Here is a 25,081-nt window from a genome sequence, read left to right on the forward strand (position 1 = left end):
CCATGGCTACACTTTCACGCAGAAACTTTATCACCGGCGGAGCTGCCATCGGCACGCTCGCCATCGCGGGCTTGGCAGGTTGCGCACCCAAGTCCACCTCCGCCAAATCCACCACCACGGAGGAAACTAAGAGCACCAAGGCAGAGGCATCCTCGACCTCTTCCTACGAGATTTCCGAAACGCGCGAAGCCGATATCGTCGTCGTGGGCGGCGGCATGTCCGGCCTTTCCGCCGCCGTGTCCGCCTCCGCCAAGGGCAACAAGGTCATCCTCATCGAAGCCAACACCAACACCGGCGGCAACGGCCATGGCACCGAGGGCATCTTCGCCCTGGGCACCGACATGCAGAAGGAAACGGGCATCAGCTTCACGTTCGAAGACGTCATCGGCGAGGAATTCGACTTCTGCAACTACCTCATCGACGGTCGCGCCTGGAAGGACCTGGTAGATGTCTCGGCCGAGAACGTCGAATGGCTCATGAGCAACGGCGTTAAGTTCGACGGCGTAGACGACTACCGCGGCCAGGGCAAGCTTCCCGCATTCCACTGGTACGCCGGAGGCGCCAAGGAAGGCTACATCACGCCCATGACCAACAAGGCCGAAGAGCAGGGCGTTGAAATCATCTACAGCGCACGCGGTCGTGAGCTCCTGGCCGAAGATGGCAAGGTCAGCGGCATCGTGTTCGAAAAGGGCAAGGATTACATCCAGATCAACACCAAGGCCGTAATCCTGGCCACGGGCGGCTATGCCGACAACGACGAGAAGCTGCGCGAAATGGGCATCAACCCCGACCTGGTAACGCGCAAGGGCTTCCCCCATCACGAGGGCGACGGCCTGGACATGGCCCTTTCCATGGGCGGCGTCGACGAGCGCGCCAAGCGCTGCGTCATGCGCGAGCCCGGCACGAAGGGCGCCGACTTCGAGTCGGCCCTGGGCGCTCTGGGCATCCGCAACGGCGGCCCGGTCGTCTTCGTCAACCAGAAGGGCGAGCGCTTCACCGATGAGAACTGCATCGTGAAGAACCAGGCCTACGCCTGCAACAGCGTGCTCAGCCAGACCAAGTCGTACGTCATCATGAACGAAGCCGTTATGAAGCAGATCGACGAGACGATTCCGCCCGTTTCCGATTCCCTCTCCGTGGCAGCAGCCGCCGGCATGGAAAGCGGCGCCGGCGTGCACAAGGCCGACACCCTCGAGGAGCTGGCAAAGGCCATCAACGTGCCCGCCGACACCCTGGCAAGCGAAATGAAGCACTACAACGAACTCTGCGCCAGCGGCCATGACACCGACTTCGGCAAGGACGCAAGCGTGCTGGTGGCCATGGAGAACGGCCCGTTCTGGGCATTCGAGCACGGCCTGTTCTACTTCTCCACCATCGGCGGTATTCGCACGAACCGCCAGTTCCAGGTTGTGAACTCCGATGACGAGCCCATCGATGGCCTGTGGGCCGTGGGCACCGACGGCTGCATGCTCTATGGCAACACCTACACAGTGAGCATGCCTGCCAGCTGCATGGCGAACAACATCAACTCCGGCCGTCACGCAGGAGCCTACGCCATCGAGTACATCTCGGCATAGCCCCACATCGACTATCCCGAAGCGCCGCAAAGCCCCCTCCCCCTCCAACACGCGGCGCCCTCCCCATTCGAACGAGAGCCCGCTCATTCCGAGCGGGCTCTCGCCTAGGAGGGATATGGCGCGCGAACGCAGAGGAAGGTTATTCGCCGAGCCACGTCATGTTATCGGCGACGGTTTCCCCGCCTGCACGATACTCATGGCAGTTGTTGCAGCTCATAGCGTTACCGCCCAGCTGCGTATCGGTGTAGTCGAGGCTCGAGCCATGAATGGGGTTGTACTTGTTCCACAGGCCAAGCGCCTCGGCTTCGGTACGTGCGTCTGCACCCACCGCGTTGCCCTCGCCATAGGCGAACAGGTCGGGGGCATTACCGTCGAGCTTCGGTCCCTGGCCAATGGTGCCGTTCACCGCGCTTTCCGCGGCGACGTAGCCAAACGTGATGGCGCGACCGATGGACGTTCCCGGAATGTGGCGTGGGTAATTGCCCGCGAAGAAACTGCCCGATGCATTGCCGCAAGCGAACAGGCCGGGAATGGGATTGTCTTCCATATCGAGGACGCTGCAGTTGCCATCGATGCACAGACCGCCCGTAGTTGCCAGCACGTTGCTGTTCGTAGTGAACGCGTACAGCTTGCCACCAGTGAAGGGCATGGTCTGCGAGAGGTCGCGGTCGAAATCCTCGTCGCGGCCATTGACGCAGAATCCAGCATAGCGATCGAGCGTCGCCTGCAGCCCCTCGGCGTCAATGCCGCATGCCTCGGCCAGTTCGGCGGGCGTGCTGGCCTCGTAGAGCCAGCCCTTGCTCTTGAACTCCTAGAAACCGCCGTCTTCCAGACCCTGGCTCATCGCCTCGTCAAAGATGTACCAGCAGTTCTTGCCGTAGCCGGGCTGAGCGTTCTGCGCATTGGAAACCACCTGGAACGGGCCGTCTTCGCGCACGAAACGCTGGCCGCGGCCGTTCACCAGGATGCCCAGATACACTGCATTCCACGTGCGGAAGTCGGCAAAACTGGTGGGCGTGCCCCAGCGGAAGTTCATGACAGGATGCGGAATCGGGTCCATCTGCGCGCCCACGGCAAGGCCCATCATGTGACCGTCGCCCGTGGTGCCCCAGCTCGGGTTCCACCAGCTGGAGTTCGCGTAGTCTTCCGGACGCGTCCAGGCTTCCATCATTTCCGGGTTCGCATCGTAGCCGCCCGTCGCAAGCACGACGCCCTTCGATGCATTCGCGCGGAAATAGCCATCCTCGTCGCGTGCGATAACGCCCGTGACACGACCGCTCGCATCGCGCTCGAGCTGCACGGCGGGCGTGCTGAAGCGCATATCGATCTTATCGGGATACGCATTCTTGGCAATGTCCTGCATCTCGAGGCAGACGTATATGCCCGAAAGGCCGCTGCGCACCGAGGCGGTCTCGGGTAGCGCGGGGCTATCGTAGAAACCCAGCTCGGAAGGGATGAACTGCGTCATCGCGGGAAAGCCATTCGTGGCCGGGGCCTCGGCGACGGGCGTGATGACGAAGCCGTTGGCGCCCTTGTTCAGCATGGCCTGCCAAAAGTCGGTCGCCTCGCCCGAACGCTCGACGTATGTGCGCGGCGCTTCGGGGCGAATGCGGTAGTACGCGGCACGATAGATTTCGTCAAGCAGAATGGCGCGGTCCACCACCCTGCCCGTTTCCTTCTGGATCTGGGCGTCAACGGCGCCGAAGCACTCGAAGCAACCGCGGCCGCGCGTCATCTTCTCGAGCAGGAGCACCTTCGTGCCCATGTCGGCCGCCTTCAGAGCGGAAATGAGACCGCCCACGCCAGCGCCCACGACCACCACGTCGAAACCCTCGTCGCGCTTTATGGCACTCGTATCCACCGTGGCCTCGAACGCAATCGGACCGCGAGGACCAGGGCACGTTGCCTTGCGCGCGGGCATGAGGTTCACGCCCTCGGAGTAGATATTCTGGTACATCGACGAAGATGCATCCTCGCCACCTGCGGCATTCGTGCTAGCGGCTTTCTTTCCACTGGGCGCGCATCCCGCAAACGCGCTCGCGCCCACGGCCATGGCGCCCAACGCGGCGGCCGTAACGAAGTTCCTACGGCTCACGTTTCTCTCTGTCATGAGTCTCCCTCCCTGTAATTTGGCAATTCCCTTTCTGGTATACACTGTATACCGACGCGGTTAGTTTACACTGTAGACGAACAATATGCAAGGACCTCGACGGAGGAGCGCCCATGCCAGGCAAGCAGCAAGCAGCATCGAAGGAAAACGCGCAGCTCACACCCGAGCGAATCGCACAGACCGCACTCGAGCTCGCCGACCAGATCGGCATCGAGGGCGTGTCCATGCGCAAGCTCGCCGCGCAACTCGGCGTGACCGCCATGGCCCTCTACCGCTACTACCCCTCCGTCGATGCCATCCAAGCAGCAGCGGTGGCGCTGGCGTTCACCGAGGTCGACACGCATCCCATCCCCGGCGAGCGCTGGGATGACACCATCCGGCGCACCACGGCATCCATCCGCGAGATGCACCTCAACCACGCATCCGCCCACCTGCACCTCATCGAGGCATCGGGCGAAAGCCCCGCGCTGGCGGCGCACACGCAGTGCATCTACGCGCTCCACGAAGACCAGGGCATTCCGCCCGAGGTTCTGCGCAAGGCCTGGCGCCTCATCGACGCGTTTCTGGGCGGCTTCCTGCAAGGCGAGATTCGCGACGTGGTTAACGAACACGAAATGCCCGAGGCGGCATCGGGAGACAGCTGGCGCGAAACAGCGGCGGGCGCCTATTCCGAAGAGACCTTCCACGACGGCATTGGCATCATCATCGCGGGCATTCGCGCGCTCGCTTCACCCGACCCCTGCGACTGGCACACGCCCCAGGCGCGCGATTAGAACCTATCCGAGGACGGGCATGCGTCCAGCGCATCTGCCATAATGGACGCATGGAAACTACGCATTCTCATATCGCTGCGCCCGACCACGTTTCCGTGCGGGGCGCACGCGTGCACAACCTGAAGAACATCGACGTCGACATCCCGCTGGGGTGCTCGGTTGGCATCGCAGGCGTATCGGGAAGCGGCAAATCGTCGCTGGCCCTGGGCGTGCTCTACGCGGAAGGATCGCGCCGCTACCTCGACGCGCTTTCTACCTACACCCGGCGCCGCATCTCCCAGAATGCCCATGCCGCCGTCGATGAAGTGCGCCACGTTCCTGCCGCATTGGCCCTACGCCAGCGCCCGGGCATCCCCGACGTGCGCTCGACCTTCGGAACATCCACCGAGCTCTTGAACTACCTGCGCCTGGCGTTCTCGCGCCTGGGTAGCCACGCATGCCCCAACGGACACCTTGCGCCGCCAACCATGAACGTTGCTCTCGAGCTGCCCATCACATGCCCCGAATGCGGCGCCTCCTTCTTCGGCCCCGGCGCCGAAGACATGGCGTTCAATTCCGCGGGCGCCTGCCCCACCTGCTCGGGAACGGGCGTGGCGCGCACCGTCGACGTTTCCACCCTGGTTCCCGACGAAACCAAGACCATCGACGAAGGTGCCGTAACGGTGTGGGGCAGCCTGATGTGGTCGCTCATGAAGGACATCTGCCGGGAGATGGGCGTACGCACCGATGTGCCGTTCTGCGAGCTCACACCCGAAGAGCGGCACATCGTCTACCACGGCCCCGCCGAAAAGAAGCACATCCTCTACCACAACGAGAAAACGGGCATCGCCGGCGAGATGGACTTCACCTACTACAACGCCATCTACACGGTGGAGAACGCCCTTTCGAAGGTAAAGGACGAAAAGGGCCTGAAGCGCGTTGCAAAGTACCTGAAGGAAGGCCCCTGCCCCAGCTGTGGCGGCACGCGTCTTTCCGAGAAGGTGCGCTCCACCAAGCTCTGCGGCATCGGGCTCGACGAAGCCACGGCCATGACGCTCGACGAGCTGGCCGCGTGGATTCCCACGGTAGTGCCTCGACTGCCCCATGACATGCAGCCCATGGCGGAATCGATCTTCTCGGGCATGGAAGAGCCCATTCATCGCCTTCAGCAGCTTGGCCTGGGATACCTCACGCTCGACCGAGCCTCCTCGACGCTTTCCACAGGCGAACGGCAGCGCGTGCAGCTCACGCGTGCGGTGCGAAATCGCACTAACGGCGTGCTCTACGTGCTCGACGAGCCTTCCATCGGCCTGCATCCCTCGAACGTCGACGGGCTGCTGGGCGTTGTCGACGACCTTATTCGCGACGGCAACTCCGTCATGCTGGTAGACCACGACGTGCGCGTGCTGCGCGAATGCGATCACATCGTCGAGATCGGCCCCGGTTCGGGAGCCGCGGGAGGAAACGTCATCGCGCAGGGCACCGTCGACGAGGTGGCGCATACGCCCACATCGCGCATCGGGGCGTTCCTTTCGGGAGAACGTACCGTGCGAAAGCGCACCACACCACCAGGCGATATATTCGAACGCGGTGCGATACACCTGGAAACGAGCGCGATTCACACGGTGAAGCCGCTGACGATCGACATACCGCTGGGCTGCCTCACGGCCATCACCGGCGTTTCGGGTTCGGGCAAGACGACGCTCGTCCTGGAAAGTCTCATCCCCGCGCTCAAGGCGCACTTCGCTAACGAGAAGCTCCCCGAGCACGTCGTGCGCATCAACCCCGCCGAAATCGAGCGGGCAAACCTCATCGACGCCACGCCCATCGGCATCAACGTGCGCTCGACCGTAGCCACCTACTCGGGCGTGCTCGACACGCTCCGCCGCGCGTTCGCCGCCACCAACCTGGCAAAGGAACGAGGGCTGAAGGCGGGGGCATTCTCGTACAACACGGGTTCGCTACGCTGTCCCACCTGCGACGGAACGGGAAGCATATCGCTCGACGTGCAGTTCCTTCCCGACGTCGACATCGAATGCCCCGATTGCCGCGGCGCACGCTACGCCCCCGATGCATGGAAGATTCCCCTTTCCAACCAGGAAGGGCCGAGCCTGCCCGACCTCATGGCGCTCTCGGTCGACGAGGCGCTGGGCGCCATCGAGGGCATGACGGGCGTAAAGAAGGCAGTTCAGAAGCTGCAGGTACTCCACGACCTGGGGCTGGGCTATCTCACGCTCGGCGAAGCCACGCCTTCCCTATCGGGCGGCGAAGCGCAGCGCCTGAAGCTCGCGAGCGAGATGGGAAAGAACCAATCCAACGCACTGTTCGTGTTCGACGAACCCACCATCGGGCTTCATCCGCTCGACGTGGAAGTGCTCATCGACGTTCTGCAGAGCCTCATCGACGCGGGCGCCACCGTAATCGTCATCGAGCACGACCTCGACATGATTTCGAACGCCGACTACATCATCGACCTGGGGCCCGGCGGGGGCGAAGCAGGTGGCCGCATTGTCGCGGCCGGCACGCCCGAGCAGATTGCGAGCACGCCCGAAAGCATTACGGGCGCATACCTGTAACGAAGCACGAGGAGATTCGCCATGAGAAGGCACGACCGAGAAGTGAGCGCATTCGAGGACATCCTGGCCATCGTCGAGGAAGGCAAGATCCTGCGCCTGGGACTGATGGATGAGGGCTTTCCCTACGTCGTGCCGCTCCATTATGGCTACGAAGCGCACGAGGGAGCGTTCACGTTCTACATGCACGGCGCGCGCAAGGGCCACAAGCTCGACCTCATCGAGCATGACCCGCACGTCTGCATCGAGGTCGACCACGACGGAGGGCTCGTTTCCGGAGGCGACGTTCCCTGCAACTACAGCTCGGCATACGCATCCTTCATCGGGCGCGGAATCGCCGAAATCCTACCCGACGGCCCCGAAAAGGCGCATGCGCTCGCTGCGCTCATGAAGCATCAAACCGGTAGCGATTTCGCCATCGACGAACGCATGGCACGCGCCGTCGCCCTAATACGCGTTACCGTGCGCGACTACTCCGCCAAGCGAAAGCCCGGGGAGTAAGCCCCAACCGCAAAACCACCTGGCAAAACAAAGCGACCCGCACGAATGCGGGTCGCTTGCGCGTTATATGCTGCGGAATCGCTTAGGAGCGCATGGTCTGGCCACCGTTTGCGTGGCACTGGCCGCAGGTGTCAACCTGCTCGGCATGACCCTTATGGCACTCGTTGCAGTTCATCTCGCCATGCGGATTTGCGTGGGGGTTGTACGCACCCAGGCCAGCCGTCTTCTCGGCCAGCGAGTCGTAGCTGCCGCCATGGCAGGACAGGCACGTCTCGTTATCCACGTAGTAACGCTCGGCAAGACCAAGGTCGTCGGTGTTGCCGGAAAGCTGAGAGCCCAGCTCGGCGAGCTGAACATCCAGCTCGGCCTTGTGGCAATCGAGGCACGTTACCTTGGCACCCGCATGCAGGTGAGCCAGGCCGGCGCCGTTGGAAGCGTCAGTGCCCTCGTAGTTGGCCAGGTGCTCGCCCATGCTGTCATGGCACACCGTGCCGCAGAAGGAAGGCGTGTTGTGCCAGGCGAACGCACCAATGCCGGCAATGATCACGACGGCGACGATAACGCCTGCCACGATGCCCTTCTTATGCATCTTCTTCTGGAGTTCCTGAGGCATGTTTTCCTCCGCCATTGCTATTCTCCTTTCGCTGCATGCTCGCCGGACACGTAGCCAAAGGTGACGCAACGACCCACCGAAGGCCCGAAGATGTTGCGGGGATAGTTACCGCTGAAGAAGCCGCCCGAAGCGCCACCGGCAGCGTACAGGCCCTCGATCACGTTGTTGTCGTAGTCGAGCACGTGGCAGTTGTAGTCAACTACCAGGCCGGAAACGGTTGCCAGAATGGTGGACTGATGGATCATGGCAAAGAACTCTTCGCCTTCGATCTTGGTGGCCTTGGCCATGTTGCGGTTGAAGTCCTCGTCCTTGCCCGCGTCCTTGAACGCGTTGAACTTGGCGCATTCGTCCTCGAGCGTCTTGGCGTCGCAGCCCATCTTCTCAGCCAGTTCGGCCAGGCTGCTGGCGCGGAACGCCCAGCCCTTCTCGACGATGCCGTCGAATGCCGTCAGGGCCTTCTCGCGCTTCGCGTCGTCGAGAGCGGCCATCTGCGTGGAGCTGGAGAGGCGCCACGTACGCTCGCCGCAGCCCTTCTGGGCGCTAATGGCGTTGGAGCGAGCCTGGAACGGAAGGTCCTCGGCGCAGAAGCGCACGCCCTTCTCGTTCACCATGATGCCACCCAGGAAGGGGCTCAGGCCCGTCGCGCCACTGTAGAAGCCCGTGGGGTTGCCGAAGTCGAAGTTCATGATGGCTGCGGGCAGCGGGTCCATCTGGCCACCCACGGCCAGGCCCATGAGCTGGCCGTCGCCCGTGGTACCCGTATTGGGGCACCAGGAAGCGTAGTTGGTCACGTCTTCCGTGCGGCACCAGGCCTTCAGCATCGTGGGGTTGGCCTCGAAGCCGCCCGTTGCCAGAATGACGCCCTTGCTTGCGTTTACGCGGAAGTAGCCGGACTCATCCTTGCAGATGGCGCCGGTCACGCGGCCGCCGTCTTCGCGCTCGAGCTGCACGATGGCGGTGTTGTAGCGCAGGTCGGCGTTCGGGCGCTTGCTGAACGTGTTCGCCAGGTCGGCAACGATCATGATGCCAGCGCCACCGGCGTTGCTGGTCGTCTGCTCGGACCACTGCTCGCTCTTGAAGGCGATTTCGGTCTGGGGAGCGCCATAGCCGTGCGTGGCGGGGTTGCCAGCCTTGAAGAACGTCTGGATCTGGCCTTCGCCCTCGTCGAACTTCTCCTGCAGCCAGTCAGCTGCTTCGCCGGAGCGGTCGCCCCAGAGCTTGATGGGGTCGACGGGCACGCGGTACTGGGCGGCAAAGCGCATGACGTCCATCATTTCGGCCTTGTCGACGATGTTACCGGCTTCTTCCATCTTCTTGCCGCCGATAACGCCCATACCCTCGAACATGCCACGGCCAACGCCCATCTTCTCGATGCAGAGCACCTGTGTGGTGCCGTCATCGGAAGCGGAAAGGGCCGCAACGGAACCCGTGAGGCCGCAACCGGCAACCAGAACGTCGGTTTCCTCGGTGCGAACGATTTCGCTCTCGGGGATGGTGCGCATTTCGAAGGCCACGTTGCCCGTGCGCGTGAGGTCGCTGTCAAGATCGCGCACCGGAATGCTGCGCATCTTAACGGGGAACACGTCGGTGTAGAGGTCCTCGTTGAACCTTCCTACACCGCCGGCGTTCTTCACGGCAGCGGTTTCAGATGCCGAAGAAGAGCACCCTGCCATTCCCAGAGCGCCCGCGGCAGCCAACGCGCTGATACCCGCGGCTTTGAGGAAACCGCGACGCGTAGGTTCTAGGCATTCGTTTTTGCCCATAGATTACTTCCCTCCTGTGTCTACCTGTAATCCACTTGCCTTTTTCAGCTGCACAAGATACTGTTCCCGCAGCGCGGGCAGCATTGCACACATTCTTTGTATAGCCACCAAACGCAATGAACACGGGTGAATGCATGCGCGTTAGGGCTAAATGCGGTTCACCCGCATGTCACCCGCCACCTCATCAGGTGTTACTACTTTTGCTATACTTAATATGGCATTTCTTGGAGGGCAGAATACAATGGCGGAAGAGATGGAAAATCAGACCGAGGAGCAGGCGTATCCGGGCTTCATTTCGTCGATTGAAGGCGAAAATTCCCGCGTGAAGCTACTCCCCCTGAGGTATCTTGGCCTCGCTCTGTTCGTGTCCTGGCTGTGCCTCACTCACATTTCCTCCATCTATCCAGCCAACCCGGCCTTCGAGAACGAGCGCACGCTCTTCGACATCGGCATGCGCATTGGCGATGTGGGAACCCTCGCGATGCTCGCCATATTCGCACCGCGCATCAAGATGATTTCGAAGCACATGCGCCCCGCGGGAATCGCCTGCATCGCATCCACCCTCGGCACGCTCTTCCTCGCGGGGGTCGCCTTCCCCATGCATCTGGGCCCCGCCGTGGTAATCCTCACGAGCATCATCACCGCCATCGGCGGTGGCTTCCTCTTCTGCTTGTGGGCCCAGGTATACAGTCGCATGAACACCGCGCAGCTACTGGTATATGCAGGCGGCTGCTGCATCGCGGCATTCGGCGTATCGCTCATCGTCGGCAACCTGAAGCAGCCGGCCGCGCTCATCGCCATCAGCGCCATGCCCATCGGCTCCTTCATCTGCGCGTGGCTATCGCTCATGACGTTGCCCAACGAACGCCCCGCCGGGCCGAACATCCGCTACCCGCTGCCCACGCGCCTCATCGCGCTCATGACCATCGCAGCCCTCATTTCCAGCATCTCGGGCTTGCAGGAGCAAACGGGCATCGGAGGTTCCATGTTCCGCATCAGCGCCACGTGCCTCGTGGGCATCACGCTGCTGCTGTGCACCGCGCATACGCATAACATCGACTTCCGCCAATTCGCGCGCATGATGTTTCCCGTAGCAGTGGTCGCGGTGCTGCTCATCCCCATCACGTCGTGGCCATTCGCCTACTTCGCGTCGTTCTTGGGCAAGCTCGCCTACGTTTGCTTCACCATCTTCGCGCTCATGATCATGGCAACCATCTGCCATCGCTACGAGGTGCCCAGTCTGCGCCCCTTCGCCTGCGCCAGGGCATGCAGCGAAGGTGCTATCCTGCTGGGCGTGCTCTCGAAGCGCACGCTGCATACCATGCAGCTGCAATCCGACCAGACGTTCCTCTACGTTATCGCGGCCATCTGCATCACGCTTCTGGCGGTGTGCCTCATCATCTGGCGCCAGGAAAAGGCCGTGAACGAGGACTGGGGTGCCTGCGGCATCTCGCTGGAAACGGGCACGCGCGTCATTGGCGAGCGCGCGCGTTACGAGCGCCGCTGCAAGGAGCTCGCGGAAACCTACAACCTCACCGAGCGCGAATCCGAGGTGTTCGCCCTCCTGGGTCAGAACAAGAGCCGTGCCGAAATCGAGGCCGAACTCTTCCTCTCCGAGAACACCGTGAAGACGCATACGCGCCATATCTACCAGAAGACGGGCGCCCATTCACGTGAGGAAATCGTCTCGCTCATCGGGTAGCGCATCGCGCGCCCTCACCCGCCACAGAAAACAAGACACAGCTTCTGAACAGGCATTACGCAATCTCACATATTACATGTGATGTGCTATCACCCGCCCAAAAACTAAAGTATCCGCCATGCAGAAGGAGAAGCTATGCCCAACGGGGAACCGGTGCCCCATCAAGCGTCTTCCCTCCCGCATCTGCAAGACGAGAAAGCAGAGAGGTAAAGAGGAGAACATGCAGACAAGTATTTCTTCCGGCAATGTCTCGCGAAGGTCCTTCGTAAAGGGAACGGGGGCCATCACCGCCGCCGCTGCCGTAAGCGGCATCCTTATCGACGACATGTTCGAGAAGGTCGAACCCGCTTTCGCTGCCGAGGCGAATCAGGAGTCCGCCGAAGAGAAGGTCGTCCAGAGCCATTGCTCTTGCAACTGCGCCAGCCGTTGCCCGCTTTGGATGCACGTCAAGGACGACGAAATCCAGTGGATTCAGTCCGAAACCAAGGATTGGGACGACGAGGAAAACAGCCGTCAGCGCGCCTGCCTGCGCGGCCGTTCGGTGCGCCGTTGGATCAACCATCCCGATCGCCTGAAGTACCCCATGAAGCGCGTTGGCAAACGCGGCGAGGGCAAGTTCGAGCGCATCACGTGGGATGAGGCCATCACCACCATCAACGACGCGCTCCAGAAGACGTATAAGGAATACGGTCCCGAAGCCGTGTACTGGACGCTGGGCTCCGGCGTATACAGCCTGACCGGTCGCCCCATCGGCCGCTGGCTTGCCAACACGGGCGGCTACCTGGGCTACTACGGCACCTATTCCGCCGCTCAGGTAACCAAGGCCGCTCCGTACATGTGGGGTGGCACGGCCGCTTCCACGCCCGCGGCTATCCAGGATTCCGACCTGGTCATCTGCATGGGTTGGGCTCCTTCCGACACCATGATGGGCTCCACGGGCGAAGCGAAGCACGGCTACAACTGGGCTCACCGCGTGAACCCCAACGCCAAGTACATCCACATCGACCCGCGCTATAGCGACACCGTGGCCAACACGAGCGACGAGTGGATTCCCATTCGCCCCTCCACCGACGCCGCGCTGGTAGCCGCCATCGCCTACGTCCTCATCAAGGAAGACAAGGTCAACCGCGAGTTCCTGCACACGTACTGCGTCGGCTTCGACGAAGAGACGATGCCCGAGGCCTACAAGGGCAAGAACATGTCCTACGAGGACTACGTTCTGGGCAAGGGCTACGACAAGATCGAGAAGACCCCCGAATGGGCCGAGGCGATCACCCTCATCCCAGCCGAGCGCATCACGAAGCTCGCTCATGAGCTGGCCGAAGCCGAGCGTCCGTTCGTCGCCCAGAACCTGGGCATCCAGCGCCACTCCAATGGCGAGCTGGCCTGCCTGGCCGTAAGCCTGCTCCCCTGCCTCGTTGGCAAGATTGGCGGCAAGGGCATGAACTCGGGCATTAGCGTAGGTTCCTACAGCTTCAGCATCCCCTGGATCGGCGGCACCAATCCCTGCAAGACGCAGATTTCCATCTTCTCCTGGGCCGATGCCATCGACCACGGCCACGAGATGACCGCCCTGCACGACGGCGTCGTGGGCGCCGACAAGCTCTCGACCGACATCAAGTTCCTGGTCGAATACGGCGGAAACTGCTTCACCAACCAGCACTCCGACGCCAACGTGGCACACGACATCCTCGTCGACGAATCCAAGTGCGAATTCATCCTGGTTTGGGAAACCATGATGAACGATGCCGCCAAGTACGCCGACATCCTGCTCCCCGACATCATGCGCGCCGAGCAGAAGGGCATCATCAACGACGGCTGGTCGGGCGACGTCGCTTCCGTGACGTTCGCAAGCCCCGCCACCACGGGCGAGAAGTTCGAGCGTCGCAGCGCATTCGACGTATGCGCCGACCTCTGCGAGGCCGCTGGCGTGCGCGAAGAGTACCTGGACGGCAAGGACCAGGAAGGCTGGACCAAGGAAATCTACGAGTCCGCCCGCGCCAAGGATCCCCGTCTGCCCAGCTACGAAGAGGGCTACGAGATGGGCGAGTTCCATTACCGCGACCCCAAGGGCTACACCCCCGCGCTGAAGACCTTCATCGAGGACCCCGCCGCGAACCCCCTGAAGACGCCGTCCGGCAAGATCGAGATCTTCTCCGAACAGCTTCAGAAGATCGCCGAGACGTGGGAGCTCGACGACGAGCGCGACGTCATCGCCCCCATCCCGCTGTTCACTCCCGGCGTAGACAGCTGGGAAGACTGCACCGAGGAAATGCCCTTCACGCTCATCGGCTTCCACTACAAGGCCCGCACGCACTCCAGCTGGGGCAGCATCGACGTCATCAAGCAGGCTGCGCCGCAGGAAGTCTGGATCAACACGATCGACGCCGAAAAGCTTGGCATCGAGAATGGCGAGATGGTAAGCGTGTTCAACGATCATGGTGAAGTCTGGATCCAGGCCAAGGTCACGCCGCGCATCATCCCCGGCTCCCTCGCCATCCCGCAGGGCGCCTGGCGCGATGCCGACATGGACGGCGACCGCATCGACAAGGGCGGCTGCATCAACACGCTCACGAACATGCATCCCTCGCCGCTTGCCAAGGGAAATCCGCAGCACTCCAACATCGCTGGCGTACGCAAGATTGGCTAGGAGAGACAACCATGACTGAATATCAATTCTATTTCAACGCCTCTCGCTGCACGGGCTGCAAGACCTGCGAGCTGGCGTGCAAGGATTACCACGACCTGTCTGCCGACGTGGCATTCCGCAAGATCTACGAGTACGTCGGCGGCGGCCAGACGGTCGACGCGAAGGGCGTCGTCCGCTCCAACGACGTATGGGTTAACTACATCTCGATGAACTGCAACCACTGCGAGAACCCCATCTGCACGCAGGTATGCCCCACGGGCGCCATGCACAAGGACGAGCAGGGCTTCGTATCGGTTGACCACAACCGTTGCGTGGGCTGCAAGTACTGCGAGATGTCCTGCCCCTACAACGTTCCCTCGTTCGACGAGGAGCTCGGCCAGATGCGCAAGTGCGACGGCTGCACCGAGCGCGTCGCCAAGGGCGAAAACCCCATCTGCGTCGATGCCTGCCCGCTCTACGCGCTCGACTTCGGCCCAGCCGACGAGATGAAGGCGAAGTACGGCGACAGCGAATGGCTCGCCCCGCTTCCCGACCCCTCCTACACGTCCCCCACTACCATCATGAAGGGTTCCGTCGTCTCGCATAAGGGCGGCACGCTGGAAGGCGAGCTCATGAACCCGAAGGAGGTTATGTAAATGCTACTTTCATACGCACAAGCTGAACTGCCTCTGCTCGTCTTCACGCTCCTCGCCCCCACGGGCCTCGCGGCTATCGCGCTGGTAGCCTGCGTGCAGGGCTTCTTCCCCACGGACAGCCAGGAAAAGAGCACGAAGGCCACGATGGTCCTGGGCATCGCCGTATTGCTGCTCGTCGCCGGCCTCATCGCCGCCATGATGCATCTGGGCTCGCCGTCTCACATCTTCAACATGGTCAACGGCATTGGCGTATCGCCCCTCACGAACGAAATCGTCGTTGCGGGCATCTCGATTGCCGCTGCCATCGCGTACTGGGCAATCGCCCTGGCCAAGCGCCCCGCCGCCGGCTTCCACAAGGCATTCGGCATCGCACTGGTCGTTCTGGCGCTGCTCACGGCTGCCTTCACCGGCTTCGCCTACGCCATCCCCTCGCTCATCACCTGGAACGGCGCATATGGCTGGATTGGCCAGATCTTCCTGGCACTGCTGGGCGGCGCGCCCCTCGCCGCTTGCGTGCTGGCGCTGGCGGATTACGACATGGATTCCAAGAGCATCCAGATTCTCGCCGTTATCGGCGCAGTTGCCCTCCTCGGCGCCATCATCGTGCTGGTTGCCCAGGGCTACGCCGCTGGCACCGCGATGAGCTCCACGGGTGCCACGCTGGCCGACCGCATGGGCGATTACCAGATGTTCGCTATCGCAGCATCCGTGCTCGCCTTCGCCGGCTATGTCATCTGGGCATTCGGCATGCTCAAGAACCACTCGCGCATCGCGCTCGCCGCACTCGGCTGCGTCATCGTCTTCGTCGCCCTCGCGCTGGTTCGCGTAGATTTCTACGGAATCATGCTTAACGTTGGTATTATGTAGCGCGCCTACGACAGACGAGTTGCCTAGCGGGGCCAATGACCACAAGCATTGGCCCCGCTTACTGCAAAGCACACGCATCATCGTAGAGGAAGGATACATACGATGAGTAAAGGCTACCATCAGATCGGCACCGCCGCCCATGCGCTGGGATCGCTGTTCTACATCGACCCTTCGTCCGAGCAGTGCGCCACGCTCCGTGCCTGGCTTGCCGAAGAAAACACGCCTGTTAGCTGGGAATACGGTCAGCCCGATGCCCAGAGCGCGCTCACGCTCATGGCCGATTCCGTGAAGCGGGACGATTCCGAGGCGCTCCATCAGGAGTACAACCGCCTCTTCATTGGGCCCTACACGCTGCCCGCGCCGCCCTGGGGTTCCGTCTACACCGACCCGGAAAGCGTGATCTTCGGAAACGAAACGCTGGCGCTGCGTCAATGGATGCGCGACAACCTCATCAAGATCAACCTAAGCGAAAAGGAACCCGAAGACCACTTCGGACTCATGCTGCTCATGCTTTCGTGGTCGGTGGCAAACGACGTTGCCGATGAGGCTCTCGACGAGTTCTTCGAGGAGCACCTTCTCCCCTGGGCCCCGCGTTTCCTCGATTTGTTCGAAGAAGGCGCGGAACTGGGGTTCTACAAGGGCCTGGCCCAGCTCGCACGTGCAACGCTCGCCGATTGGCAGCAGCGCTTCGAGCTTACGCCCCTTGTCGTGCCGCTGGCTCGCTAGCGCCGCCCATCAATCAGGTAGCCCGCTGCGGGGAGGAAGGAAGCCTGCGTGCGCCCTATAGATGCATCCGACATTCGAAAGCTCGCGCATGACGAGTATCGTACATACATGACCCACTTCCATAACGAGGCGAAGCAACTTCGCCTCGTTATGTCGTCTTCCGGCGTTCCCATCGACGAAAGCCCAGATGGCACACATGCGCGATGCGCGACCCTGCGCAACGAGCTGCACGAAGCCGGTGCCACGTTCAGGAACGACGGCAAGAGCATCGTCTACGGCAAGCTCTCCCCCGCATGCGAACGCTGCCAGACGGGCGTTCGAAGCGTCTCGGAGTTCGTATCGCTCGCATGCGATCGCGCGTGCTGGTTCTGCTTCAACCCGAACCAGTGCGATTACGACACCTACAAATCGCAGAAGAAAGACTGCATTACCGAAATCGATGCCTTCCGCCGCCAGATGGACGGCCTCGATTTCGTTGCACTCACGGGCGGAGAACCCCTGCTGTTCCCACAGGAGACCCTCGCATTCTTCTCGCACGTGCGCGAGGTTGAGCCCAACGCTCACCTGCGCCTGTACACCTCGGGCAGCAATCTCGACACGCAGCTCCTGAAGCAGCTGGCAAACGCGGGGCTCGACGAGATTCGCTTCAGCGTGAAGCTCGACGACGACGTCGACGCACGCGAGGATACTTGGAATCGCATCGAAGCGGCCACGAGCCACATCCCAGCCGTCATGATCGAAATGCCCGTCATACCCGGTACAAAGGACGAAATGCAGGAAATCCTCCTGCGCCTCGACGCGATGGGCGCCTTCGGCATCAACCTGCTCGAGTTCTGCTTCCCCCTGCATAACGCGGAAGAATACGCGCAGCGCGGATACAAGCTCGTGGCCGACCCCTACCGCGTACCCTACGACTATGGGTACGCCGGCGCCCTGCCCATCGCGGGCAGCGAGGAACTCGCGCTCGAGCTGATGCTCTGGGCAATGGAAAAGAACCTCAAGCTGGGCATTCATTACTGCTCGCTCGAGAACAAGAACACCGCGCAGGTATACGAGCAGAATGCCGGCGGACGCATCGCCTTGCCGAACTACCGCTTCTCGCAGCGTTCGTTCTTCTACGAGACGGTGCACGCCTTCGAGGAAGACGCCCACCATATGGCTGCGCTGCTCGACGCCGTCGACGCCCCCTACGCATGGGATGACTCGCAGGGCATGATTTCGTTCGACCCGGCCCACCTTTCCTACGAAAGCGTGTCGAGCGCCATTGCCGACCACGCGCTGTTCCTTTCCTCTGGCATAATAGAGCGCTCGGCGCAGGGGCAGCGCGTGTTTCGGGAAGTTGGCTTGCAGGCCATCGAGCCCGGCGACGCCACGACAATAGTCGCTCACAGCTCCCATGCGCACCCATGCAACCAGCAGGCGCAGGCTGAAGACGAAAGGAAGGAGCGCGCCCATGACTGATGGAATCGCCTTCGGGCTCTCGCAGCTCTCGCTCGCGCTCTTCACCACGCTCGGGCCAACCGCAGCCTTCGCCTACATCGTGCTCGCGGTCTACATGCTTGCGGGCAAGCTTTCCGAAGAGCAGCAGGCCAAGCTCGACCATTACCTGCTCATCCCCATATCGCTGGCCATCCTGGGCGTCTTGGCCTCCACTACCCACCTGGGAAAGCCATCGAACTCGCTGTTCGTCCTCACGGGCGTGGGGCGCTCGCCCCTCTCGAACGAGGTACTAGCCGCCGTCGTGTTCGTGGGCATCGTATGGCTTCGCTGGCTCATGGGATACAGCAAGCATAAGCTCACGGTTCTTCGCACGGGTCTGCTCATCGCGGGAATCGCGGCCGCTCTAGGCCAAATCTGGTTCACGGCGAACGCCTACGCCATTCGCACGATCATCGCCTGGGCCCTCCCCTTCACGCAGCTCAATCAAATCGCGCTCGCCGTATTCGGCGGATGCCTCCTCGCGCGGCTCACGCTGCGCGCGTCGCGCACGCTAGCATCGCGCACGACGAACCTCGTCATCATCGGCATCGCAGGCGCGGCGCTCATCGCGCTCGCAGCAAGCGAGATTCAGCAATGCCTGGCCCTGCCCGCCATCCATGGAACGCTTTCCGCCACGAACGACCAGGCTGGCTTCTACGCCACCCTGGCGGCCATTTCGTGCGCGCTGTGCGCCATCGCCCTTGGATGCGGCCTGATGAGCGCCCACAAGACGCCGAACGCAAGGCTCTCCTGGGATCTGGCTAGCCCATTCCTGGGGCTTGCTGGCATTTTCATCGTGCGCTTCGGCTTCTACTGCCTCTACATGACGGCGGGGCTGTAACCATGACGCGCGTAAAGATCATCGCATTCATGAAGCGCTACCAGCCCCTCATCGACATTTCGGTGCTGGGCTACGCCGTCTACATGGCCATGAACGCCATCTCGCTATGGGGCGGCGTGTTCCCCTTCTTCCCAATGGAATTCCAGACCATGCAGGTAACGCTCGCCTTCTCGATGGCCCAATCGGCAGCGTTCCTGGCAACGTTCCTCGCCACCACGGCAACGGCGTACTTCTTCCCGCGCATCATACGAAAGACCCTCATCCTCACGGGAGCCCTGCCCATGGCAGCAGGCGCCTGCACGCTCATCGCGGCGCTCTACCTCGAAGTCGCCAAGGTGCCGCTCGTCGTTTTGGCGGGCATCTTGCTGGGCGTGGGCGGCGCCGGATTCGCCATGGCGTGGCAGCGCTTCTTTTCCGCCTGCAACGCGGCGAAGGGCAACCTCTGCCTGCTCGTGGGCACGGCCCTGGCCCCCTTCGTGTACTTCACGCTCTACCTGGTGCCTTCCGCGGTTACCGTGTACCTCATGCCGCTCATCCTCGTGCCGATATGCGGGCTCTGCGCGATGATATCGACGAGGCGCATCGACTTCGAGCAATCGCAGTTCGAGGACATTCCCCGCGAAAGCCCGCGCATCTATGCCGCGCTCATCCGCGACTACTGGAAGCCCGCCATGGCAATTGGCGCCATCGGCTTCGTTTCGGGCGTGGTACGCGCCTGGGCGCTATCCGACGCGGCCATGGGCGACATCACCAACATCGCCTCGATGGTGGGCGTGCTCGCGGTATCGCTCCTCGTGCTCATCCTCTGGCACCGCCAGCCCTTCTCCATCGACATTCGCATCGTGTTCCTCGCGCTCTTCCCCTTCGTCGCGGCGGCGATGGTGATATTCCCCTTCCTCGCCCCAGGCGACATGTTCTATGCGGCAGGGTTCATTTACGCGCTCTTCTCGCTCGCATCGGTAATCATGCTGCTCCAATGCACGCAGATTGCGCGTGACCGAGGGATCAACCCCGCGTTCATCTACGGCGCGTTTGGCTCGGTCGTCTACTTGCTGCAGAACGCAGGCCTCCTGTTCGGGCTTTCGTCCACGCAGACGGGCGACCCCGCCTTCGGAGCGCAGTTCATCGACACCACCATCAGCCTGTTCGTGCTTTCTCTGGCGCTCTATTTCCTGCGTGGCGGCGTACGCCCCACCTACGTGGACGCAGCCAAGACGGAAGGCGTCGAGTTCGTCTCGCTCGACCCTGCCATCAGCGGCACGAAGAAGCACGCCGCCAGCATGCGCACCCTGGGCTTCACCATCAACGAAAATGCCCCCACCGCATTCGATTACGAACCCATCCAGGAAGAGCAAGGCCCCGTAAAGGCCATCGAAGCCGAAACCGTCGCGACTCCCGCAACGCCCGCGGAACCCGAAGACGTGCAGAAGGCTCCCGAGGACTTCATGAAAACACGCTGCATCGAGATACAGGCAGAGTACGGCCTGACCAAACGCGAAACCGAAATCATGGAAATGATCGCCCGCGGCAACACGGTGGCGCGCATCGCCGAGATACTCGTCGTTTCGGAAAACACCGTCCGCACGCACGCGAAGCACATCTACACGAAGCTGGACGTCCACAAGCGCCAGGACATCATCGACCTTATTGCCGCCACGCCCGAGCCAAGCTACTAACCCTATCGCGGCACGAGCCAGCTACATAGCCCAATACGCAAAGGAACCCGCTCAATGAGCGGGTTCCTCTCGTTTGCACGTATGCGCTCGCCCCAACGAGGCGACACGCAGGCTATTCGGCGGCAGCGGCCTTCTTGGCGCGCTCTTCCTTCAGGTTCTCCTTCGCCACCGCAATCATGAGCTTGATGCGGTTGAGCTGGTTCACTTCGGAAGCGCCGGGGTCGTAGTCAACGGCCACGATGTTGCTCTGCGGGTACTGGCGGCGCATCTCCTTGATGACGGCCTTGCCCACCACGTGGTTCGGCAGGCACGCGAAGGGCTGCGTGCACACGATGTTCGGCACGCCCTCGTTCACCAGCTCTACCATCTCGCCCGTGAGCAGCCAACCCTCGCCCATGGTGTTGCCCAGGTCGAGAATGTCACTCGCACCACGAGCGATGTCCTCGATGCGCATGATGGGCTCGAAGCGCTTGCTGGCAGCCAGGGCCTTGCGCACGGGATTGCGCTGCGCCTCGCAGAACGAAACGAGCGAACGGGCGCCCAGGTACTTCTTGAAGTTGGGCGTGAGCTCCTTGTGACGCACGGCGGGGTTCAGCATGCCGAACAGGAAGAAGTCCACCAATCCGGGCACGTTGGCCTCGCAGCCTTCAGCCTCGATGGTGCCCACGATGTCGTTGTTGGCCGTGGGGTGGAACTTCACCAGGATCTCGCCTACCACGCCCACGCGCGGCTTGCTGCCGAAATCGATGCAGGGCAGCTCGTCGAATTCCTGCACGATCTGCTCGATCACGCGGTTGAACTGCCGGCGGCTCATCGACATCTCGTTCTCAACCAGGTAGTCCATCCACTTGCGGAACAGGGCATTCGCGCTGCCAGGCTCGGCTTCGTATGGACGCGTGCGATAGAGCATCTGCATCAGCAGGTCGCCCACCACGAGCACGGGGATGGCCGTAAGGAGCATCTTCGGCGTGACCTTGAACCCGGAGTTCACTTCGCCCGTGTTGTTGAACGCGAGCGACACCACGGGAACCTGGTCGAGGCCAGCCTCATGCAGGCCCTTGCGGATGAGCGCGATGTAGTTCGTCGCGCGGCAGCCGCCGCCCGTCTGGGTGATGATGAACGCCGTCTTGTCCATGTCGTAGCGGCCGCTCGTGGCAGCTTCCATGATCTGGCCGGTTACCAGGATGGACGGATAGCAGATGTCGTTGTTCACGTACTTCAGGCCAGCTTCCACGGCACCGTGGTCGACGGCGGGCAGAAGCTCGAGGTTGTAGCCATTGGCGCGGAACAGGGGCACGAGCAGCTCGAAGTGAATCGGGCTCATCTGCGGTGCCAGGATGGTGTACGTCTCGCGCATCTCCTCGGTAAATTCCACGCGCGGGAACTCGGTGGATGCAGTTTCACGGTTCGCCTTGAACTCGAAGCCGTCGGTGACGCACGCGCCACGGGCATCGGCAAGCTCGGCGTTGGCAGCATCGCGGTTCAGCTGCGCCTCGTCGATGGCCGGATCCATGCCCTCTTCCTCATGCGAGATTTCCTCCTCGCCAGCGCGCTGCTCGAGCGCGGCCATGAGCGAGCGGATGCGGATGCGCGCGGCACCCAGGTTCGAAATCTGGTCGATCTTCAGCAGGGTGTACACCTTGCCCGAACCTTCCAGGATTTCCTCCACCTCGTCGGTAGTAAGGGCGTCGAGACCGCAGCCGAAGCTCATCATCTGCACGAGGTCGAGGTCGGTGCGCTGCGTTACCACGCGCGCCGCGTTGTACAGGCGCGTATGGTACATCCACTGGTCGTACACGCGCAGGTTGCGCTCGAGATTGCCCAGATGGGCCACTGAATCCTCGGTGAGCACGGCCATGCCGAAGCCCGTGATGAGCTCGGGCAGGGCGTGGTTGATTTCCGGGTCGATATGGTACGGGCGGCCAGCCAGCACGATGCCGTGGCCATGATGCTCCTCGAGCCAGCGCAGCGTTTCCTCGCCCTTGGCGCGCATGGTGCTCTTGAAGTCGAGGTCGACCTGCCAGGCGCGGTCGACGGCCTCGTCGATTTCCCTGCGCGTGGGAACGGCGACGTTCGCCTCGCCACGCTGCTCCAGCTCGCGCTTGCGGTTCTTCGACAGGTGCTCGTACAGACGCTTCTTGAGCGCTTCCTTGTCGTCGTACGGAATGAACGGGTTCAGGAAGTCGGTGCGGCTCGTGCGCAGCTCGTCGATGTTGAGTTTCAGCGCTTCGGAATAGCTCATGACGATTGGGCAGTTGAAGTGGTTGTTCGCGCCCTCGTCTTCCTGGCGCTCCCAGCGGATGCAGGGCATCCAGATGAAGTCGACGTCGCGCTCGAGCAGCTCCATGATGTGGCCATGGGAAAGCTTCGCCGGGTAGCACGCGTTTTCCGACGGCATCGATTCGATGCCCGCTTCGTACGTTTCCTTCGTGCTGGCACTGGAAAGCTCCACGCGGTAGCCCAGCGTGGTGAAGAAGCTATGCCAGAACGGGTAGTTCTCGTACATGTTCAGCGCGCGGGGAATGCCCACGGTGCCGTATTTCGCCTGTTCCGCAGGGAGAACGGCACGATTGAACAGCAAGTCGTTCTTGAAGTCGAACAAATTCGGAACGTCGTTGCTCTTCGTCTTCGCACCCGCCCCACGCTCGCAGCGGTTACCCGTGATGAAGCGACGGCGACGGCCCGTTTCGGGGTCTTTGCCGAAGTCGTTGATGGTGAGCAGGCAGTTATTGGAGCACAGGCCGCAACGCACGGTGCTGTGCTTCACGGTGAGCTCGTCGATCTGCTGCGGCGTGAGCATCTTGGTACCCTCGCCCGCGGCGCGGTCGCGTGCCAGAAGCGCGGCGCCCCATGCGCCCATCAGGCCGGCGATATCGGGACGGATGGCGTCATGACCGGCCAGGTTCTCGAAGGCACGCAGCACGGCGTCGTTCAAGAACGTGCCGCCCTGCACGATGGCATGCTCGCCCAGCTCGCTCGCGTCGCGCAGCTTGATTACCTTGAACAGGGCGTTCTTGATTACGGAGTAGGAAAGACCCGCGCTGATGTCGGCAACGGTGGCGCCTTCCTTCTGAGCCTGCTTCACGCGGCTGTTCATGAACACGGTGCAGCGGCTGCCCAAATCGACGGGCGCCTCGGCATGCAGGGCCTCCTTGGCGAAGTCCTGCACGGAAAGGTTGAGCGACGTGGCAAACGCCTCGATGAAGCTGCCGCAACCGGCGCTGCACGATTCGTTCAGCATGATGTGCTCGATGACGCCGTTCTTCACCGTCATGCACTTCATGTCCTGACCGCCGATGTCGAGGATGAAGTCGACGTTCGGGTTGAGCTCGCGTGCGCCGCGCAGGTGCGCGACCGTCTCGATTTCGCCGCTATCGGCCTGAATGGCCTCGAGGAGCAGCGCCTCGCCATAGCCGGTGGTGGTGGTATGGCCGATGGTTACCAGGGGCTCGCCGTTCTGGTCGCGCGGGATCTGCGCTTCCAGCTCGCCAAGCATGCGGCGCGCCGTACCCAGCACGTCGCCCTTGTTATTGGCGTAGAAGCTGTACAGCACTTCCCCGCCCTTGCCGATGAGGGCCGACTTCAGCGTGGTGGAACCCGCGTCGATGCCCAGGTACGCCTCGCCGCGGTAATCGGCAAGGTTCCCCTTCGGCACGGCCGCCTTCGCATGGCGCTCGCGGAATGCCTCGAGCTCTTCCTCGCTGCGGAACAGGGGCTCCAGGCGCGGAACCTCGCTACCCTGCACATCGCCCAAATCGGCCATGCGCTGCTTCAGGATGCCCAGGGAAACGACCTCGTCGTTCTCCTCCGACGCGAATGCCGCGCCGCGGGCCACGAACAGGTGCGATTCCTCGGGGATGATCGTCGATTCCTCGGTGAGCTCCAGCGTCTCGATGAAGCGCTGGCGCAGCTCGGACAGGTAATGAAGGGGGCCGCCCAGAAACGCCACGTTGCCGCGGATGGGGCGACCGCATGCCAGGCCGGAAATGGTCTGCATGACCACGGCCTGCAGGACGCTGGCCGCGATGTCGTCTTTCTTGGCACCTTCGTTCAGCAGGGGCTGCACGTCGGTCTTGGCGAACACGCCGCAGCGGCTCGCGATGGGATAGATAATGGTGTGGCGGCTGGCCATTTCGTTCAGGCCCGACGCGTCAGTGTCGAGCAGGGTCGCCATCTGGTCGATGAATGCGCCCGTGCCGCCAGCGCACGTGCCGTTCATGCGCTGCTCGATGCCGCCGTCGAGGTAGACAATCTTCGCGTCCTCGCCGCCCAGCTCGATGGCAACGTCGGTAGCGGGGATGATGCGCTCGATGGCCGTCTTGTTGGCCACGACCTCCTGCACGAAGGGCACCTGGAGCCACTGGGAAAGGAGTAGACCGCCCGAACCCGTGATGTCAATGGTGGCGGGCACGTCGCCCACCTGCTCCAGCGCCTCGTCGATGATGTCGACGATGGTGGCGCGCACGTCGGAGTGATGGCGGCGGTACACCGAGAACACCGTCTCGTCCTGCGGGTTCAGAACCAGTAGCTTAACCGTCGTCGAACCCACGTCGACGCCGATGCGCATCTGCTCGTTCACGTTTGCGTTAGTCATGTTGAAGTCTCCTTCTAAACGG

The 25,081-nt window shown here is 62.3% G+C and carries 15 protein-coding genes and 1 pseudogene; 12 read left to right on the forward strand and 4 right to left on the reverse strand.

Annotated elements, in window-relative coordinates; all coding sequences use genetic code 11:
- The first annotated feature begins 2 nt into the window (after positions 1 to 2).
- Entirely contained in the window at positions 3 to 1,577 is a 1,575-nt protein-coding gene (locus tag AC04P6_RS06965; RefSeq protein WP_475565893.1) for an FAD-dependent oxidoreductase, read from the forward strand.
- Positions 1,578 to 1,716: 139 nt separating this feature from the next.
- Here the strand turns inward: AC04P6_RS06965 and AC04P6_RS06970 are convergent.
- Positions 1,717 to 3,687: pseudogene (locus AC04P6_RS06970) on the reverse strand (FAD-dependent oxidoreductase).
- Between the two features lie 113 nt (positions 3,688 to 3,800).
- Between AC04P6_RS06970 and AC04P6_RS06975 the strand changes: the two are divergent.
- From AC04P6_RS06975 to AC04P6_RS06985, 3 genes are read left to right on the forward strand one after another with little or no spacing between them, the layout of a single operon-like run.
- A complete protein-coding gene (locus tag AC04P6_RS06975) occupies positions 3,801 to 4,460 on the forward strand; it encodes a TetR/AcrR family transcriptional regulator (protein WP_475565894.1) in 660 nt (219 codons plus the stop codon).
- A gap of 50 nt (positions 4,461 to 4,510) precedes the next feature.
- On the forward strand, positions 4,511 to 7,015 hold the full coding sequence (locus AC04P6_RS06980; RefSeq protein ID WP_475565895.1) for an excinuclease ABC subunit UvrA: 2,505 nt from the start codon (positions 4,511 to 4,513) through the stop codon (positions 7,013 to 7,015).
- A gap of 21 nt (positions 7,016 to 7,036) precedes the next feature.
- Positions 7,037 to 7,513 carry a pyridoxamine 5'-phosphate oxidase family protein gene (locus AC04P6_RS06985; protein ID WP_475565896.1) on the forward strand — a complete coding sequence of 159 codons (477 nt, stop codon included), beginning with the start codon at positions 7,037 to 7,039 and terminating at the stop codon, positions 7,511 to 7,513.
- An 82-nt stretch (positions 7,514 to 7,595) separates the two neighbouring features.
- On the opposite strand, the gene AC04P6_RS06990 is transcribed toward AC04P6_RS06985, so the two are convergent.
- The gene (locus AC04P6_RS06990; protein ID WP_475565897.1) at positions 7,596 to 8,126 is read right to left on the reverse strand and encodes a cytochrome c3 family protein; all 531 of its coding nucleotides are present in this window, start codon (positions 8,124 to 8,126) and stop codon (positions 7,596 to 7,598) included.
- Between the two features lie 17 nt (positions 8,127 to 8,143).
- Positions 8,144 to 9,889, reverse strand: a complete 1,746-nt coding sequence (locus AC04P6_RS06995) for an FAD-dependent oxidoreductase (protein ID WP_475565898.1) — start codon at positions 9,887 to 9,889, stop codon at positions 8,144 to 8,146.
- A gap of 253 nt (positions 9,890 to 10,142) precedes the next feature.
- Here AC04P6_RS06995 and AC04P6_RS07000 point away from each other — a divergent pair, with 253 nt between their 5' ends.
- The 8 genes from AC04P6_RS07000 (at position 10,143) to AC04P6_RS07035 (ending at position 20,465) form a co-directional block, all read left to right on the forward strand.
- Positions 10,143 to 11,591 carry a response regulator transcription factor gene (locus AC04P6_RS07000; RefSeq protein WP_475565899.1) on the forward strand — a complete coding sequence of 483 codons (1,449 nt, stop codon included), beginning with the start codon at positions 10,143 to 10,145 and terminating at the stop codon, positions 11,589 to 11,591.
- A gap of 220 nt (positions 11,592 to 11,811) precedes the next feature.
- Positions 11,812 to 14,241 carry a DMSO/selenate family reductase complex A subunit gene (locus AC04P6_RS07005; RefSeq protein WP_475565900.1) on the forward strand — a complete coding sequence of 810 codons (2,430 nt, stop codon included), beginning with the start codon at positions 11,812 to 11,814 and terminating at the stop codon, positions 14,239 to 14,241.
- Between the two features lie 11 nt (positions 14,242 to 14,252).
- The gene (locus tag AC04P6_RS07010; RefSeq protein ID WP_475565901.1) at positions 14,253 to 14,876 is read left to right on the forward strand and encodes a DMSO/selenate family reductase complex B subunit; all 624 of its coding nucleotides are present in this window, start codon (positions 14,253 to 14,255) and stop codon (positions 14,874 to 14,876) included.
- The gene (locus AC04P6_RS07015; protein WP_475565902.1) at positions 14,877 to 15,743 is read left to right on the forward strand and encodes a dimethyl sulfoxide reductase anchor subunit family protein; all 867 of its coding nucleotides are present in this window, start codon (positions 14,877 to 14,879) and stop codon (positions 15,741 to 15,743) included.
- 102 nt (positions 15,744 to 15,845) lie between these two features.
- Positions 15,846 to 16,469 carry a Tat proofreading chaperone DmsD gene (gene dmsD / locus AC04P6_RS07020; protein WP_475565903.1) on the forward strand — a complete coding sequence of 208 codons (624 nt, stop codon included), beginning with the start codon at positions 15,846 to 15,848 and terminating at the stop codon, positions 16,467 to 16,469.
- A gap of 48 nt (positions 16,470 to 16,517) precedes the next feature.
- A complete protein-coding gene (locus AC04P6_RS07025; protein WP_475565904.1) occupies positions 16,518 to 17,930 on the forward strand; it encodes a radical SAM protein in 1,413 nt (470 codons plus the stop codon).
- The gene (locus AC04P6_RS07030) at positions 17,923 to 18,789 is read left to right on the forward strand and encodes a dimethyl sulfoxide reductase anchor subunit family protein (protein ID WP_475565905.1); all 867 of its coding nucleotides are present in this window, start codon (positions 17,923 to 17,925) and stop codon (positions 18,787 to 18,789) included. The genes AC04P6_RS07025 and AC04P6_RS07030 overlap by 8 nt, the downstream gene beginning before the upstream one ends.
- 2 nt (positions 18,790 to 18,791) lie before the next feature.
- Positions 18,792 to 20,465: a helix-turn-helix domain-containing protein gene (locus AC04P6_RS07035; RefSeq protein ID WP_475565906.1), complete on the forward strand. Its 1,674-nt coding sequence runs from the start codon at positions 18,792 to 18,794 to the stop codon at positions 20,463 to 20,465.
- A gap of 112 nt (positions 20,466 to 20,577) precedes the next feature.
- Here the strand turns inward: AC04P6_RS07035 and AC04P6_RS07040 are convergent, their stop codons facing one another.
- On the reverse strand, positions 20,578 to 25,059 hold the full coding sequence (locus tag AC04P6_RS07040; protein ID WP_475565908.1) for an acyl-CoA dehydratase activase-related protein: 4,482 nt from the start codon (positions 25,057 to 25,059) through the stop codon (positions 20,578 to 20,580).
- Positions 25,060 to 25,081: the final 22 nt, after the last annotated feature.

Source organism: Denitrobacterium sp. (assembly GCF_056180635.1).